We start from the raw sequence: 16,115 nt of genomic DNA on the forward strand, positions 1-16,115 counted from the left end.
GGCTAAACAGCCCCTTTTTGTGTAAACATCAAGCAATTTTTTTGGAGGTACCCATGGATATCATTCAAATCGGTTCATTTACGATTCTCCTTAAATGGTTTCTTCTTGGAGTGGCAATTCTATTTGGAATAGTTTTTATAAAAGTATTGCTCCTACGCTTACCGAATAGGGAACATAATAAGGCAGTATTTGACTTATTAACTAATAGCGTGTTTTTAGGCTTTTTTATTTGGAAAGGTAGCTTACTTCTTACGGAACCTTCATTAGTAATAAAAAGTCCTTTGTCGTTGTTGTATTTTACAGGAGGAAGAAGTGGCTTAATTTTAGCTATTATTTTTTCAATCTACTACTTTATTTATAAAGCAAGGAAATTAGATATTTCAATGCTAGTTACTTTGAAATACGGCTTACTATTTAGTTTTTCAGTGCTGTCTGTCTATCACTTTTTATCCGCCACCTTTGTAGAGGATAATTTCATTTATCATGTTCTTTTTGGCATTTATTCGTTGACTAATTTGATACTCATTCTAGTTCAAAAAATTCTATCCTCATATAAATCATTTTTTTCTGTCATCGTCTTATTTTCATTCTACAAAATAATACTCTCATTGGTTCTAATCAATGAAAATACGATTTTTATTTTCTCGATGGAGCAGTGGTTTTTTGTAGGATTAATAATCTTGTCTCTTTACCTTTGGGATAGAAAACTACAGTAGAAAGATAGGTGGGTAAGAATTGGAAAATATCACAATATTTTTTGCATTAACTGCAGGGGTACTTTCATTTTTTTCACCTTGTGTGTTTCCATTAATTCCTGCATATGTTGCTCATTTAACCGATGGTTCAGTAAAAGATGGAAAAGTAAATACCCAGAAGAGTGTCCTGTTTTCTCGTTCAATAAGTTTTATCTTTGGATTTAGTATTGTATTTGTGTTACTAGGAGCTTCAGCAAGTGTTGTAGGACAAATATTTTTAGATAATAAGAAATTAATTCAAATGATAGGGGGATTCCTCATCATTATTTTTGGGTTACAGATGCTTGGTGTGTTTAAAATAAAGTTTTTAATGACTGAAAAACGGTTTGATTATAATAGGAAGTCCAAAGCTAGTTCTCTAAAATCATTTATCCTTGGTTTAGCATTTGGATCAGGATGGACACCTTGTGTAGGACTTGCTTTATCGTCCATTTTATTACTGGCTAGTTCAACTGAAACGATTTATTCTGGCATGTTTTTATTATGGATATACGCCTTAGGTCTAGGCATTCCTTTTCTCATGTTATCTTTTCTTGTGACATACTCTTTAAATGTGATTAAAAGAATCAATAAGGTTTTACCAAAGCTTTCGTTAGTTAATGGAGTAATCCTTATCATAATGGGATTGTTATTATTCACTGGTCAAATGGAAAAGATCAGTGCTTATCTCTCTACATTCACGATTTTTGAAGGAGTGGGATTATGAACAAACAAATACTCGTCTTAGTAGGTTTGATTGGTCTTTTAGGTTGGGGAGTATATGACTATGCATTTTCAGAAAAAGACAATATGGATGAAACCTCCCTTAACAATCGAATAGAAAATAATGATTTAATTAGTGGAATAAAAGAAGGAAATTTGGCACCTGAATTTCAACTCCAGACTTTAGAAGGAAGAGAAGTAAAACTGTCTGACTATAAAGGAAAGAAAGTCATTTTAAATTTTTGGGCTACTTGGTGTCCTCCTTGTAAAGCTGAAATGCCTCATATGCAAGAATTTTATCTAGATCAACAAAATGAAAATGTAGAAATTTTAGCAGTTAATTTAACTACTGCAGAAAAGAACACAAATGATATTGGAAAATTTGTAAAAGATTATGGATTAACTTTTCCAATACTGCTTGATACTAAAGGCGATACAGGAGAAACATATCAAGCTTTTACGATCCCAACAAGTTATATAATTGATTCGCAGGGGATTGTTCGAAAGAAAATTGTCGGACCGATGGATAAGGAAATGATGGAGCAATTAATAAAAAGTATTGACTAAAAAATTAAATCAAAGGAGAACAAGCTATGAATTCCTGGAATGATCGATTTAAAAATGAGAATTATGTTTATGGAACTAATCCAAACGTATTTCTTGCGGATGTCCATAAAAAATTAAACCTATCAGGAGATGCATTGGCTATTGCTGAAGGAGAAGGTAGAAATGCAGTCTACTTGGCGCAACAAGGAATGAATGTAACTGCATGGGATTATGCGCAATCCGGACTGGCTAAAACAGAAAAGCTTGCCAAGGATAGAAATGTAACAGTTCAAACAAAGCTTGTAGACTTAAATGAAGCTAACTGGGATAAAGAGCAGTGGGATGAATTGATTTGTATTTTTGGTCACTTTCCAGAGGCATTACGTACAAAAACACTTGAAGGTGTTAAAGATGCAGTTAAACCAGGTGGTTATTTTATTTCAGAGGTGTATTCGGTTTATCAGCTACCATACAAAAGTGGAGGACCACAAAACGTAGAACTACTTTATAAACCAGAAGAGTTTTTAAGCGTTTTTTTTGATTGGCGGATTGTTCACTTTTTTATGGGCGAGGTTGTAAGGAATGAAGGAGAACTTCATAATGGTTTGTCACATGTTATTCAGTTTGTGGCGCAAAAAAGAGAATAAAATAACTTTGGAGTTGCCTTCAGCAACTCTTTTGGTGGTGAATACAAGTGGAAAATACAATGGAGAATATAATGTTTTATGGTATGGGTGGATTAATTATGACCATTTTTTGGGTAGTTATTTTTGTTGGTGGAGGCTATTTTGTATACACATTCATGAAAAATAAAGAAAACGGACATGAAGATAACACAAAATAGTCGTGAAATGAGTGAATTGATAATGAAAAATCCTATTTTTATTGTTTTATTTATGAATACCGTCTTCTCAGGTGTGTTAGCTTTTTCAAACTTATATATAAACATTTTTTTATGGAATCAAGGAGCAAGTCTTTCTACTATAGGAGTATACAATGCCTCGGTTTTTGTATCTGTGTTCATAGGAACAATGATAGGGGCATATACGATGAGGTGGATGAATAGTCGAATGACGTTTGTTTTATCTTCTTCCTTTCTACTAGCGGTGTTCGGATTACTCATAAGTAAAGAAGAGAATGTAATAGGATATATTATCATTTTAGGTACTTTATATGGTACAGCTGTAGGATTGTATTATTCTGGATTTAATCTTTATTCAATATTATTAACCAACCCTGAAAATAGGCAACTTTTTATGGGGATGGAGCAAGGTATGAACCGGATCACCGCAGTCTTAACACCATTAATATTTTCTTATTTAATTCTTTATTATGATTATAATGAAACATTTCGATTAATATTTGTTATGTTGATTATTCAAGTGATTATAAGTTTATTTACACCAAAATATAAAAGCAACTTCAATATTTCATCCTTACGGTATAAAGATATATGGAAGGAGTATAAAGCTGTTCTCGTTTCTATAGTGGCTTTTGGTTTCTTTCAAAGTATAATTCAACTCGCATCCAGCATTCTCTTATTTCAATATGTTCAGAAGGAAACGATTGTTGGATGGTTAAACACATTATTTGCAATTACAGGAATCTTAACACTTGTTTTCATAAGCCGTCCACGACTTGTAAAAAGTAGAATGAAGGTAACGTATGTAGGTGCTATATTAGCGACCGTCATGACTATTTTTTTATTTTTCCCGAGTTTTTCAACATTGATTATTTTTAATGTATTGGCAGCAATTGCTTTACCTCTAATATGGATCCCGGTTAGTGTTATTCATTATACAAAGATTAAGGAGCTAGCTTGCGAGTCAGAGGTGGATTGTGATATTGGATTAACGGCTCACTATCTGTTAATTAGGGAGTTTATGCTCAATGTGGGGCGTACTTCCTTTTATTTATTCCTTATTATGGGGCTAGATTTTACACAGGGATATCATTACATACCAATCTTTTTATTTTCTTTGGTTATTCCACTAGTAATATATATATGTAATAAAGGTCTGTTTAGAGAACTAGGTTAATTGTTATGGAATTGCTAGTGTAGTAACTCTTCCTACCTTTTAGTTTTATTTTACTCCTTGGGTAAATAAAGAAAAGATGGGATAAGATAATCGTAAAATATTAAAATCAGTGGAGGATATAATCGTGGAAAAAGTCGTTATTTTAGGAACGGGTCCTGCAGGTTTAACAGCTGCTATTTATTTAGCAAGAGCAAATATGAAACCAATTGTTATAGAAGGAGATCAACCAGGCGGCCAATTAACACTAACAACTGAAGTTGAAAACTTTCCTGGTTTTATTAATGGCATTATGGGACCAGAACTCATGGATAATATGAGAAAACAAGCAGAACGTTTTGGAGCTGAGTTTAAAAGAGGATGGGTAACTAACGTTGATTTTTCGAAAAAACCGTATACCTTACAAGTAAACGGAAAAGCAGAAATTGTAACAGAGTCTCTCATCCTTTCAACAGGTGCTTCAGCTAAACTTTTAAATATTCCTGGAGAGAAGGAAAACATCGGGCGAGGAGTGAGTACCTGTGCAACCTGCGATGGATTCTTCTTTAGAGGAAAAAAGGTAATTATTGTAGGCGGTGGGGACTCTGCGATGGAGGAAGCAAGTTTTTTAACTAAATTTGCAAATGAAGTCATTATCGTGCATAGAAGGACTGAACTCCGAGCCTCAAAAATTATGCAGGACCGCGCAAGAGAAAATACAAAGATTACTTGGGAATTAAATAAAACACCTATCGAAGTTTTGGCAGGAGGGAATGGCGTTACAGGTTTAAAAGTGAAGAATAATGAGTCTGGAGAAGATGAAGTGATACAAACAGATGGGATATTTGTAGCGATTGGACATACACCTAATACCGGTTTTTTAAATGGTCAAATTGAAACCGATGAAACGGGTTATATCAATGTTAAGTCTGGAACAACAGAAACGAATATTCCTGGAGTTTTTGCATGTGGGGATGTTCAAGATAAAAAATACCGGCAAGCCATTACAGCCGCAGGTACAGGTTGTATGGCAGAATCTAGATGCAGAAAGGTACGTAGAAGGTAGTGCTGTTCACGACTGGAGTAAAACATTTAGTTGAGTGGATAGTAAAAAACATTACAAAAAGTAGAAAAAACGAGATTGAATCTCGTTTTTTTAATTAGAAGTTCGTTAAATTATGTTAAGTCCAATTTCTATTTCCTTAATCTCCATAAACATCTACTTTTTCTACACTAGTTTGTAGTAATGGTTCAGCGCCTTGGGGTGGAATTGAATCAATAGTATCCCTAATGTTTTGAATCGACTTCTCAGGTTTTTGCTTCTGTATTAACATCGGCAATAATTTTTTCCATTCAGTCCTTTCCTTTTCTTCGTTAAGGTCTTCTATTTCGATTAATCCAGCAGTATATGCTTCTTTTTATGGGCGAAGTTTTACTCCAAGAGGGGGAGCTTCATAATGGATTGTTTCACGTCATTAAATTCGTAGGGCAAAAAAGAGTATCGGTAAAAAAGAATGTATTATTGATCGAGACAAATGCAGATTAGAGACAAGCAATTTTTTCCCATGATATGGTGAATATAGTATAAAGAGGGAAAGCTCTAAATAAAAAAAGTAAAGAAAGGTCCTTTAATTATACATAGAATTTCTTTACTGCACAGTACAAAAATACTGTTCAACAAGAAAATTATATTCTACAATCAGGCGCTTTAATTGAGAAATGAAAAAAGCCTAGTTTCTTCACAGTTAATTGAGAAATTAGGCTTTTTGATATTGAAATTTCCTTAACGTTGTAAATCCGCATTTTCCTGACGCTACCCCTTTAATAACGTAACTAATGTTGAACCTGGAATGATTCAATGGAATGGAAAAACAAGTAGTATAAATAACTAAAACATGATTTAACCTTTTAAATCAATATAAATTATAAATTAAATAATACAAAAGGGGGTATCTGGGTGACTGTTAATGTATTGACTCCTAAAGATATAACAAAAAAGGTTGTTAATAGAGAGGAGTTATTTATTCTAGATGTTCGCAATGAAAGTGATTTTAATGATTGGAAGATTGAAGGAGAAAACTTTGAATATTTAAATGTTCCTTATTTTGAATTACTAGATGGTGTAGAAGAGATTACAGGGGAAATCCCCACTAACAAAGTTGTCTTAGTTGTTTGTGCAAAGGAAGGCTCATCCGTAATGGTAGCAGAAATGCTTTCTGAGGCCGGTTTAAATGTATCCTATCTTAAGGGTGGAATGAAAGCATGGAGTGAATATTTAGAACCAGTTAAAATAGGTGATCTAAATGATGGTGGTGAAATTTATCAATTTGTTCGCATTGGGAAAGGCTGTCTTTCATACATGGTGTTATCTGAAGGAGAAGCAGCAGTAATCGATTCAACACGTATAACGGATATCTATATTGATTTTGCTAAGAGTAAAGGTACAAAAATTACTCACGTATTTGATACACATCTCCACGCTGACCATATTTCCGGCGGACGCACAATTGCTGAGAAAACTGGAGCTACTTACTGGTTACCACCAAAGGATGCAACTGAAGTGACTTTTGTTTACCAACCATTGGAACACGGTAATGATGTAGCAATCGGTAACACAACTATAAATTTTGCAACATTGTACTCACCTGGTCATACGATTGGTTCTAGTTCATTTATAGTGGACAGGAAATACTTGCTTTCAGGAGATATTTTGTTCATTAATTCTATAGGAAGACCAGACCTTGCAGGTAAGGCAGAAGACTGGGTTGCTGATTTAAGGACAACTTTGTATAAACGCTATAGGGAATTGTCAGAAGACCTGATTGTCCTGCCAGCACATTTTATGATGATAGACGAGATGAATGAGGATGGTAGTGTGGCAGAAAAACTAGGGGGATTGTTTGCAAAAAACCATGGTCTCAATATCAATGATGAAAACGAGTTTAGAAAATTAGTAACAAAAAACTTGCCACCTCAACCAAATGCATATCAAGAAATACGTGAAACAAACATGGGGAAAATTAATCCGAATTTAGAGAAACAACGTGAAATGGAAATTGGACCGAATCGCTGTGCAGTTCGTTAATTGTAAAATTAAAATTGGAGGAAGAAAAATGAATTCAATAAAGGTATTAGATGCTAAGGGCTTGGCATGCCCCATGCCGATTGTAAGGACAAAAAAAGCAATGGAAGAAATCGAAATAGGTCAAATATTAGAAGTCCATACAACGGATAAAGGAGCAAAAAATGACTTAACAGCCTGGTCTAAATCAGGAGGACATGAATTATTAAAACAGGAAGACGAAAACGGAGTATTAAAATTTTGGATAAAGAAAGGTTGAAAATAAAGGGGACCAGTTAGGTTCCCTTTTTCTAAAGAGGTGAAACAGCATGGATATTACTTTTATAGTTATCGTTTTCGTCATTGGATTTGTTGGTTCCCTTATTTCTGGAATGTTAGGAATAGGTGGTGCTATAATCAATTACCCAATGTTGCTATATATACCAGTAATGTTGGGGGTAGGGCATTTTACAGCACATGAAGTTTCAGGAATTACAGCAATTCAAGTGTCTTTTGCGACATTTGGTGGCGTTATAGCATACCGTAAAGGTGGTTTTTTAAATAAATGGTTAATCATATACATGGGTATTAGCATCTTAACTGGCAGTTTTATTGGTGGATTTGGTTCTACTCACATGTCGGAAAATGGAGTAAACATCGTTTATGGTGTTTTAGCTTTAATTGCAGTTATTATAATGTTTGTTCCTAAAAAAGGGATTGACGATATGTCTTTTCAGCAAGTCAAGTTTAACAAATGGCTTGCCTCATTATTAGCTTTTATTGTAGGTATTGGAGCTGGTATTGTAGGTGCGGGAGGAGCATTCCTGTTAGTTCCTATCATGCTTGTAATTTTAAAAATACCAACAAGAATGACAATAGCATCTTCATTGGCCATTACACTTATTTCTTCAATTGGGGCAGTGTCCGGAAAGATTACAACAGGACAATTACCACTCCTTCCTGCATTTATTATGGTTGTAGCGAGTTTGATTGCTTCACCTATCGGAGTCCACATAGGTAAAAGAGCGAACATAAAAGTATTGCAGAGTACAATGGTGGTTTTAATATTAGCAACTGCATTGAAGACTTGGATGTCAATTTTATAATCTAAAAGAAGGTATATAAAAGGAGAATTATACCCTCCCTTTAAATATATAAGGCTTGCTTCTTCGTTAAACTAACGAAGACTTTTTTTAGATTCTGCAGCACACTGAAAAAGTAATTATTATTATTTGAATTATTGTAGGCCTCTCTTAACCCATTCTGCAACAGTGACAGTAGGTTTAGCCTGATGTTTAACTCCTACTTCTGCTTGAGAGGTATCGAGGTTAGTGCAATAAGGAATTCGAAAAATTTAAGTATTAAGTATTCAAAAGATATAGTCTAGAGATATAATAAACCCATTGCAAGCCAAAAAAAAATTACTCAATTAGGATGAAAGAAAATAATGACGTTACCAGATCTATATTCAAAGTTAGTCATAGCACCTTTATATATACTTGTATTAATAATGTCTATTCTTTATCTGTTATTAAATTTCAAAGACAAAGGTTTTTTTGCATTTATGTTTAAAATTTATGCAGTATTTATTATTGGTAATTATGTAATAGCACTTTACTATCGTTTCTTGCATAAATAAATAGTTTCACTGACCACCAAGTTGGTGGTTTTTTTATGGTGAAAACCTGGCAGCGTTCCTGTATAAATTAGATATAGATATTTGATCCTTCATTTAAGCTAAATAGGAGTTTACTAAATAAAAGGGTGCTCTTTTATTATGTCGCTAAAGTGGCAGCATTCCTGTAATAAAGGAAAATAACCACTCTTATGTCACAATCAGGGCGGGATAGTTTAAGTGTAATTGTTCACAAAATTTAATATGGTTTTATGTCTAACTTGTTGAAAAAATATCTATGTTTAATGGAAAATCAGAAGTATATCAAGGTAGCTTGCTCTTTACATTTATTGTAAGTGTATTTGATGGCTTAAAAGCTACAGGTATGCAGGTGGATTCACTAAGTAATATATTCACTCGGTTCTTACCTTTGTACGATATTGGGTTATGTTGGTTGTTTCCAGCTATCATAGGAGGAATATGTGATTATATTTTTGGACTAATTAGGGAAGCACGACTCGGAATGCTCAAAATGCAGAAAGCTATTTTAATCAACATTTAAAAGAAAAACTCTGTTTTCACTCTGGTTTCCAAGGAAGATCGACAAGCTTATCAGAATGATTTACAAAAATAAGAACAGTTAACTCAAGCTATTCAGACCATTGTTATGAAGATCGGGAACATTTGGAACAACATAAAATGGGAGGAGAAGAAAAAGTGTTTCAGTACTTGAAAAGGTTCAACAAGAAAATTTAAGCTTAAGCCAAAACAATGATTTGCTGTCAGCCATCCTACAAGGTGTAAAAGAAGCCCAAAATCAAGAGCAAAGACAAAATAAATATTAAAGAAAGACAAAAACAACGCATGAGAGGGCAAAAGATTGAGCTAGAACAAGAACTATAATTGGCTGTATTAAAAAAATTTAAAAAGCGTAGTAATGAATTGTTATTCATTACTACGTTTTTTTGTATGTTGAAAAATTATTAATCACAACTCACAGATAATTTTTCGCGAATTTAATACAAATTATTGTAATTATGGAAGAGTTTTTACAACAAATGGTAGAATTTATTATTTTAAAAGGATTAAAAGGGGAGTGCACAGATGAAAAAAAGCGTTATCTCAGGAGTTTTAGCTTTTGGAATTTTAAGCTTAGGATTATTTTTAATATCTCCAACTTCGGCTTCAGCTGCAGGAGCATGCTTAAGTGATAAAACTGGTTTAACAGAATTCAGCGGTCTGAGTAATACTGATTTACTAGCACGCCTAATCTATTCAGAAGCAGGAGGAGAATCTTTGAATGGAAAACGGGGTGTTACATATGTTGTAAAAAATAGGATAGCTAAAAACAGCTCAACTTTTGGTGGAAATACTTATTCAGGGGTAATATTAAAAAAGGGTGAATTTGCCGGCATGACAGAGTCAGGAGCACGTTGCCCTTCGACTAGTACAACTGCTTGGAAAGATAGTCTAAGTATAGCGACTAGTCCAGGTACTAACCCTGTAGGAAAAACTCTCTGGTTCAATGCGAATAGTACATACAATGCTAGGTCTTTCCCTTTTCCAGGTTATGAAGGATACTCTTTTGATGGTGGTTCTTCCTATATTAAAGTAGTTGAAAAATATGTAATTGGTGGTCATACATTCTTCCGTGTACAGGGATATTAATAATAAGAAAAGCGTCCTATCACTTAGTTAGGACGCTTTTCTTATTATTTATTAGGGATAAATTCAATCTTTTCAACTTGATACATCTTGTCCTTAAAAGTATATGTGATATGGAAATCACCTAAATATCCACCTGCTGGAGAAACACTTGCTCCCATATTAGCAGTCAATTTATTATCCAATATTTCAAATTCAGTTATATTTCCAATAGCTATGTCTGGAAATAAGTGTTTCGGATCAACTCCTAATTCATCTATTTTAATAACAGTTTTTTTATTTCCTAAAGTGATAATTGCTTCTGATTTTGTTAAATTTGTTTTTACATTTTTTAAAATAATAGCCATCGGGTTATCTACGAGTGTTTCTTCATATGCGTTACCAAGATCGGTTTTAATCTCATGAAATACATGAACATTTTGTTTTACAGTATCATTTCCATACCCTGTTGTTAAAACAAAAATTAATTCTTTTTTTCCATCTTGATTAATGTCTTTATAAAAAAGACTTGGCCAATAAGACCTATTCGATACATTGAACCAAAATGGTAGATACTTGTCACCACTGGATAAGTGTAATCTGAAATTTTCTAGCAAACCTGTCCTTTCAGTAGCATACAACTTAACATTTGCTTCTGGTAGACTTCCAACCAGTATTTCTTCTTTTGTATTTTCGTTTGTAACTATTTTATAAAATCCCTTTTCAGCTGCGTAGGTTTCTAATGGTATTAATATTAACATTAATAATATTGAAAAGAACAATGTGAACTTTGTGAACAATCTCATAATTTCCCCTCACTTTTTTTAAATATTATTCAAAAAAACATCATATTTTATTCAAATTAATTTTGTTCAAAATTTGGTAAATCTACGCTGTAATCGTGCAATATAAAAAAAGATACAGATATGACAGCATCTGTATCTAGGCTACTCTTTTAAGAATTAGCTCTATATTTTATAGATCAGTGAAGTGTTCTCCAAACATACATTGCCAAGCCGTAGGGTGGGCATTTTAGGAAGTTTGTGAATTTTTTATATACAGCACAATATTCTATAAAAAAGTTAAAATTGTGAAAAATTCACTAAAACAAACGGGGGCTTTGATCGAATAAGGAACAATGCCCTTTTGTTAAACTTTTTATGGCACTATAGTGGCAGCATTCCTGTAATAACTGAAAATGCGATTTGAAAGAAAAAAGACCTCTTGATAAGATAAATGTGTCCTTAGCCAGCCAGCTAAAAGGGACAAAATATCTACTCGGAGGTCTCATCATGAATTATAACCAAAATCATAAAATAGCTCAAATTAGTGATTGGAATTGATATTGCCAAACATCATCACGTAGCTAGAGCACAGGATTATCGTGGAATAGAGCTAGGTTCTACTTGTTTTTTTGATAATACTCATGAAGGATTTAGGACTTTTTTTTAATTGGATTAATCAAATAAAAGAGTCACACGAAATGGAGTCTGTCATTACTGGAATGGAGCCAACAGGCCATTATTGGCTTAATTTAGCTCATATTTTAAAGGAGGAACAGATTAAATTCGTAACAGTCAACCCTTTATACGTCAAGCACAGTAAGGAGCTAGACGATAACTCTCCAACTAAAAATGATATTAAAGATGCAAAAGTCATTGCACAACTAGTGAAAGACGGTAGATACGCCGAACCAACTATACTACAAGGGGTTTTCGCGGAACTGCGTGTGGCTAAGAAATTACGCGATCTATTAAATGTAGACTTACAAATTGTGCAGGGGCAAGTACACAACTGGATTGATCGATATTTTCCAGAGTTTTTTACCGTCTTTAAAAGTTGGGAAGGAAAGGCAGCTATTCATTTATTAAAGCTTCAAGCATTACCAGAAGAACTGGTGAGATATACAGAAGAGGAATTACTAGAATACCTAAGGCAAGCAGTGAAACGTAGTATAGGGATTAAGAAGATTCAAGCTTTAAAAGAAGCCGCCAATCGCTCGATTGGCATCCGTCAGGGTGCCATGATGGCTAAAATGGAATTAAGAACGTTAATCCAAAAGTATGAACTCATTCAAGCCAAGTTCGAAGAGCTTGAACAAACTCTGGATACACTGCTTCAAGATATTCCAGGCGTTGATCAAATGTTAGAAATAACGGGAATTGGACGCGATACAGTGGCGGGTTTTTTCGCTGAAGTAGGCGATTTTAGTGAATACAATCATCCTCGTCAGATAACCAAACTGGCAGGTCTTAGCTTAAAAGAAAATACATCAGGAAAGCATAAAGGGAGAACCAGGATTACGAAACGTGGTCGAAAGAAATTAAGGGCACTACTGTTTCGGGCATCTATGATTCTAGTAGCCAAGAATAAAGCCTTTAAAGCCCTGCATCAATATTACACAACGAGACCTGATAATCCGTTGAAAAAGATGCAGTCTTTAATTGCTTTGTGTAATAAGCTCATCCGTATACTCTTCTCTATTGGTAAGAAACAGTTTGTGTTTAAAGAGGAGAAGATGTTGAAGGACATCCCCCATATGCATGCATTTATCCAAGAACCAATAGCAGCTTAATCACTATAAAACTAAACTTTTAACAAATAGATTTTAGAAGATGAACAGACAAAATCAGCATGGGATTAGTCGGCAACGCAACTAACGTAAGGACTTAGATCCTGTGGGGCAGCATGACCGACATCCACCTTATGGAAAGGTTGAACGAAGGAATGTAGGAGCGTAGACTCTGTGAGACTTGGGAGGGTAGACCCCCGTAAGAGATGTGGACATCCATTGGTGCGTACATACCTATTTATCCAACTTTTTGAAATGAACCGAAGGTTGGCTAGTTTCTTGCGCTCATTTTCTTCGTAAACAGCTTGATTGTGTTCTTTTCTCTCTAATCAAATCTGTGAAGTAAAATAAGTTAGATTTGCAATATGGAGAAAAGCTGCATATTTAAGAGATAATTGTTTGTTTATTGACGGAGTTTAGTTTAATAAGAAAAAATATTTGACATTATCAATTAATGACGTTAACATTTAATTTGAGGCGATGATATATGAAAACACAAGATAAAATTCAAATACGTGAATTGTTACAACAGTTAGTAAGGGACTTTGGACTTCTGCAAAAAGATGGTTCTGACTGTTGTGGAATTACAGTATCACAAAGTCACATTGTCTATGAGTTAAGTAAAAGTCCGAATATATCTCTACAGACATTGGCAGAAAAATTAATGATGGATACAGGACTTTTAAGTCGTCAAGTGAATAAATTGGTTGAGCTTCACTTCATCTCAAGAGTTCCAGATCCTAATGATAGAAGATATGTCCTTCTGTCACTAACAGATGAAGGGGAATCGAAGGCAGATGAAATTTCCAATCAAATGGTGGAGTATCTCGGTAATATTTTCGAACATATACAGGAAGATAAGCATCAACAGGTTTTGGAAAGTCTAAGTTTGCTATTGGTTGCAATGAATAAAAATAATGGATTAGGTAGTTGTGCCACCAAATAAGGTGGCTTTCATTAAATATTATATTTGATAAAGTCAATTAATGAACAAGTCAATTGAGGAGGTAGAAGAAGTGATTAGGAAAGTGGAGGAAAGGGACTTATTAGAAATATTAGAGATTTATAATCAAGGCATTGAAGATGGATTAGCCACATTCGAAGAAGATTTAAAAGATGAAAATTATATAAACAATTGGTTTAGTCTTCATAGTGGAAGACATTGCGCTTTTGTTGCAACAAATGAACGAGGAGAAATTATGGGTTGGGCTTCCATAAACCCATATAATAGTAGGGCTGCTTATTATGGCGTAGGAGAACTATCCATATATATACTTAGGGGATTTAGGGGACAAGGAATAGGACAGCAACTATTACATGTCTTAGAAGAAGAAGCAAAATCACAGGATTTCTACAAACTTGTGCTCTCTACATTTCCTATAAATACTTTAGGCCAAGGTTTATACCGAAAGCTAAACTATAGGGAGGTTGGATTATTTAAAAATCAAGGAAGATTAAGAGGCAAATTTGTAGATGTAATGATAATGGAAAAGCTGCTTTTTGATCAAAATTACTATTTGTTGAATACAAAGGAGAGTAATTAATATGTCTGAATTTAATATCTTATCATCTTGCTGTCAGCCATCTGATGAAACTCAAGAAAATACGACTATCGATAAAGAACTACCTATTGCTATTGTTGGGGCAGGTCCCGTTGGTTTAGCTGCTGCAGCTCATTTGATTCAATATAAGCAAAAAGTTATTCTACTAGAAGCTGGAACCGAAGTGGGAGCAAACATTCTAACATGGAAACATATAAGGTTATTCTCACAGTGGAAATATAACATTGATAAAGCAGCATCTTCGTTATTAAAGAAATATAAATGGGAAAAGCCGAATTTAGAAGAAATACCTACTGGTAAAGAACTAGTAGAAAATTATTTAATCCCATTTTCAAAGATTCCAGAAATACAAGAAGTAATAACCTTAAATACAAAAGTCATTTCTATTGCTAAAAAAAATATCGATAAAATGAAGACTGCTAACCGAGAGAATGTTCCATTTGTTATTTATACAGAGCATGAAGGTACTATCCAAGCTATTGAAGCAAGAGCTATTATTGATGCTACTGGTACCTGGGGAAATCCTAACCCAGCAAACTCTAGTGGAGTTTGGTTAGAATCAGAAAAACACCTCAAGGAAAACATCGTTTATGGTTTACCAGATATCTTGGGAGAAAGTATAAGCCGTTACAAAAATAAGAAAGTAGCAGTTATAGGAAGTGGGCACTCTGCCATTAATGCTTTGTTAGAATTAGGGATATTAAAGGAAAAGAACCCTGCAACAGAAATTTTATGGGTTATTCGAAAAGAGCATGTAGAAGATGCATATGGTGGAGAAGAGAAGGATGCATTGAAAGCAAGAGGATTATTAGGGACCAAAATCCATGAAATGGTCGATAAAGGGATAATACAAGTGTACACTTCTTTTAAAATAGAGCAACTAAAAAAGAATAATACCTCAACCATAACCATTATTGGCGAAATAAAAGGTGTAAAATCAGAGATTGAGCCAATTGAAGAAGTAATAGTCAATACAGGGAATCGACCTAACTATTCTTTCTTGAGCGAATTACGTACAAAAGTAGATTTTGCAACGGAAAGTGTGGAGGAACTATCTTCTTTAATTGATCCTAATCTACACAGCTGTGGAACAGTTCGACCGCATGGAGAAAAGGTATTGAGACAACCGGAGAAGAACCTATATGTAGTTGGTTCTAAAAGCTATGGGAGGGCGCCAACCTTTCTAATGGCTACTGGATATGAACAGGTACGTTCGATTGCTGCATATATTGCAGGGGATATTGAAGCAGCAGAAAAAGTAGAGCTAGATTTACCTGAAACTGGGGTTTGCAGTGTGAATTTCTCAAATATTAAAAGTGATAGAAGTTGTGAAACGGATTCTTGTTGCTCATAAAATTAATAATGAGGGAGTATTATGGTTATAAATAATGGAGGTAATCTAAGTAAAGAGTACTTTAAAGCCTACTTGACACTTATCATGACAAGTATGGGAGGGTCCGTTGAAATGGCAAGAGAGAAGACCTTTACGAGGTTATTTAAGAATCAAGCAAAAACGCTTGGAAACATATCGTATAACAATTTCATCCAAGCTTATAATGAATTAGAGAAAGAATTAGCTAATTAATTAGCATTGATGCAAGGAAATAGGTGTTCAGGTAACTCCTATTTACTTGCATACTATG

General features: G+C 34.1%; 16 protein-coding genes and 2 pseudogenes. 17 read left to right on the forward strand and 1 reads right to left on the reverse strand.

What is annotated here, in order from left to right; translation table 11 throughout:
• The first annotated feature begins 53 nt into the window (after positions 1-53).
• The 12 genes and pseudogenes from MKX82_RS28640 to MKX82_RS28695 all read left to right on the forward strand — a co-directional run bounded on the left by MKX82_RS28640 (position 54) and on the right by MKX82_RS28695 (position 10,362).
• The gene (locus MKX82_RS28640; protein WP_016204387.1) at positions 54-716 is read left to right on the forward strand and encodes a hypothetical protein; all 663 of its coding nucleotides are present in this window, start codon (positions 54-56) and stop codon (positions 714-716) included.
• A 19-nt stretch (positions 717-735) separates the two neighbouring features.
• Entirely contained in the window at positions 736-1,461 is a 726-nt protein-coding gene (locus MKX82_RS28645) for a cytochrome c biogenesis CcdA family protein (RefSeq protein WP_019380828.1), read from the forward strand.
• Positions 1,458-2,024: a peroxiredoxin family protein gene (locus tag MKX82_RS28650; protein ID WP_016204386.1), complete on the forward strand. Its 567-nt coding sequence runs from the start codon at positions 1,458-1,460 to the stop codon at positions 2,022-2,024. The genes MKX82_RS28645 and MKX82_RS28650 overlap by 4 nt, the downstream gene beginning before the upstream one ends.
• Before the next feature lie 26 nt (positions 2,025-2,050).
• Positions 2,051-2,650, forward strand: coding sequence for a class I SAM-dependent methyltransferase (locus MKX82_RS28655; protein WP_016204385.1), 600 nt, complete (start codon positions 2,051-2,053; stop codon positions 2,648-2,650).
• 59 nt (positions 2,651-2,709) lie between these two features.
• Positions 2,710-2,847 carry a hypothetical protein gene (locus MKX82_RS28660; RefSeq protein WP_275009329.1) on the forward strand — a complete coding sequence of 46 codons (138 nt, stop codon included), beginning with the start codon at positions 2,710-2,712 and terminating at the stop codon, positions 2,845-2,847.
• 7 nt (positions 2,848-2,854) lie between these two features.
• The gene (locus tag MKX82_RS28665) at positions 2,855-4,042 is read left to right on the forward strand and encodes an MFS transporter (protein ID WP_236888094.1); all 1,188 of its coding nucleotides are present in this window, start codon (positions 2,855-2,857) and stop codon (positions 4,040-4,042) included.
• A gap of 124 nt (positions 4,043-4,166) precedes the next feature.
• Positions 4,167-5,118, forward strand: a pseudogene (gene trxB, locus MKX82_RS28670) (thioredoxin-disulfide reductase).
• A gap of 857 nt (positions 5,119-5,975) precedes the next feature.
• On the forward strand, positions 5,976-7,103 hold the full coding sequence (locus MKX82_RS28675; protein WP_341082086.1) for an MBL fold metallo-hydrolase: 1,128 nt from the start codon (positions 5,976-5,978) through the stop codon (positions 7,101-7,103).
• Between the two features lie 28 nt (positions 7,104-7,131).
• On the forward strand, positions 7,132-7,359 hold the full coding sequence (locus tag MKX82_RS28680) for a sulfurtransferase TusA family protein (protein WP_341082087.1): 228 nt from the start codon (positions 7,132-7,134) through the stop codon (positions 7,357-7,359).
• Positions 7,360-7,408: 49 nt separating this feature from the next.
• Positions 7,409-8,185 carry a sulfite exporter TauE/SafE family protein gene (locus MKX82_RS28685; protein WP_341082089.1) on the forward strand — a complete coding sequence of 259 codons (777 nt, stop codon included), beginning with the start codon at positions 7,409-7,411 and terminating at the stop codon, positions 8,183-8,185.
• Positions 8,186-8,992: 807 nt separating this feature from the next.
• Entirely contained in the window at positions 8,993-9,256 is a 264-nt protein-coding gene (locus MKX82_RS28690; RefSeq protein WP_341082090.1) for a branched-chain amino acid transport system II carrier protein, read from the forward strand.
• Positions 9,257-9,798: 542 nt separating this feature from the next.
• Positions 9,799-10,362, forward strand: coding sequence for a cell wall hydrolase (locus tag MKX82_RS28695; protein ID WP_341082092.1), 564 nt, complete (start codon positions 9,799-9,801; stop codon positions 10,360-10,362).
• 44 nt (positions 10,363-10,406) lie between these two features.
• Here MKX82_RS28695 and MKX82_RS28700 read toward each other — a convergent pair whose 3' ends face one another.
• Positions 10,407-11,144, reverse strand: coding sequence for a hypothetical protein (locus MKX82_RS28700; protein WP_341082093.1), 738 nt, complete (start codon positions 11,142-11,144; stop codon positions 10,407-10,409).
• A 486-nt stretch (positions 11,145-11,630) separates the two neighbouring features.
• Here MKX82_RS28700 and MKX82_RS28705 point away from each other — a divergent pair.
• The 5 genes and pseudogenes from MKX82_RS28705 (at position 11,631) to MKX82_RS28725 (ending at position 16,057) form a co-directional block, all read left to right on the forward strand.
• Positions 11,631-12,913, forward strand: a pseudogene (locus tag MKX82_RS28705) (IS110 family transposase).
• A gap of 484 nt (positions 12,914-13,397) precedes the next feature.
• A complete protein-coding gene (locus MKX82_RS28710) occupies positions 13,398-13,856 on the forward strand; it encodes a MarR family winged helix-turn-helix transcriptional regulator (RefSeq protein ID WP_127739789.1) in 459 nt (152 codons plus the stop codon).
• Positions 13,857-13,926: 70 nt separating this feature from the next.
• Positions 13,927-14,454, forward strand: a complete 528-nt coding sequence (locus MKX82_RS28715; protein ID WP_341082095.1) for an arsinothricin resistance N-acetyltransferase ArsN1 family A — start codon at positions 13,927-13,929, stop codon at positions 14,452-14,454.
• A gap of 1 nt (position 14,455) precedes the next feature.
• The gene (locus tag MKX82_RS28720; RefSeq protein ID WP_341082096.1) at positions 14,456-15,826 is read left to right on the forward strand and encodes an NAD(P)-binding domain-containing protein; all 1,371 of its coding nucleotides are present in this window, start codon (positions 14,456-14,458) and stop codon (positions 15,824-15,826) included.
• Between the two features lie 21 nt (positions 15,827-15,847).
• Positions 15,848-16,057 carry a hypothetical protein gene (locus MKX82_RS28725; protein ID WP_127739786.1) on the forward strand — a complete coding sequence of 70 codons (210 nt, stop codon included), beginning with the start codon at positions 15,848-15,850 and terminating at the stop codon, positions 16,055-16,057.
• The last annotated feature ends 58 nt before the right edge of the window (positions 16,058-16,115 follow it).

Origin of the sequence: Niallia sp. FSL R7-0271 (assembly GCF_038005785.1) — a bacterium.
In the GTDB taxonomy this organism is placed as follows: Bacteria; Bacillota; Bacilli; order Bacillales; family Cytobacillaceae; genus Niallia.

Excerpts from the sequence above, each read along its gene's own strand:
- MKX82_RS28640 (WP_016204387.1), top strand. The coding sequence starts at position 54 with ATGGATATCATTCAAATCGGTTCATTTACGATTCTCCTTAAATGGTTT.
- MKX82_RS28650 (WP_016204386.1), top strand. The coding sequence starts at position 1,458 with ATGAACAAACAAATACTCGTCTTAGTAGGTTTGATTGGTCTTTTAGGT.
- MKX82_RS28655 (WP_016204385.1), top strand. The coding sequence starts at position 2,051 with ATGAATTCCTGGAATGATCGATTTAAAAATGAGAATTATGTTTATGGA.
- MKX82_RS28660 (WP_275009329.1), top strand. The coding sequence starts at position 2,710 with ATGGAGAATATAATGTTTTATGGTATGGGTGGATTAATTATGACCATT.
- MKX82_RS28665 (WP_236888094.1), top strand. The coding sequence starts at position 2,855 with ATGAGTGAATTGATAATGAAAAATCCTATTTTTATTGTTTTATTTATG.
- MKX82_RS28680 (WP_341082087.1), top strand. The coding sequence starts at position 7,132 with ATGAATTCAATAAAGGTATTAGATGCTAAGGGCTTGGCATGCCCCATG.
- MKX82_RS28685 (WP_341082089.1), top strand. The coding sequence starts at position 7,409 with ATGGATATTACTTTTATAGTTATCGTTTTCGTCATTGGATTTGTTGGT.
- MKX82_RS28690 (WP_341082090.1), top strand. The coding sequence starts at position 8,993 with ATGTTTAATGGAAAATCAGAAGTATATCAAGGTAGCTTGCTCTTTACA.
- MKX82_RS28695 (WP_341082092.1), top strand. The coding sequence starts at position 9,799 with ATGAAAAAAAGCGTTATCTCAGGAGTTTTAGCTTTTGGAATTTTAAGC.
- MKX82_RS28700 (WP_341082093.1), bottom strand. The coding sequence starts at position 11,144 with ATGAGATTGTTCACAAAGTTCACATTGTTCTTTTCAATATTATTAATG.
- MKX82_RS28710 (WP_127739789.1), top strand. The coding sequence starts at position 13,398 with ATGAAAACACAAGATAAAATTCAAATACGTGAATTGTTACAACAGTTA.
- MKX82_RS28720 (WP_341082096.1), top strand. The coding sequence starts at position 14,456 with ATGTCTGAATTTAATATCTTATCATCTTGCTGTCAGCCATCTGATGAA.
- MKX82_RS28725 (WP_127739786.1), top strand. The coding sequence starts at position 15,848 with ATGGTTATAAATAATGGAGGTAATCTAAGTAAAGAGTACTTTAAAGCC.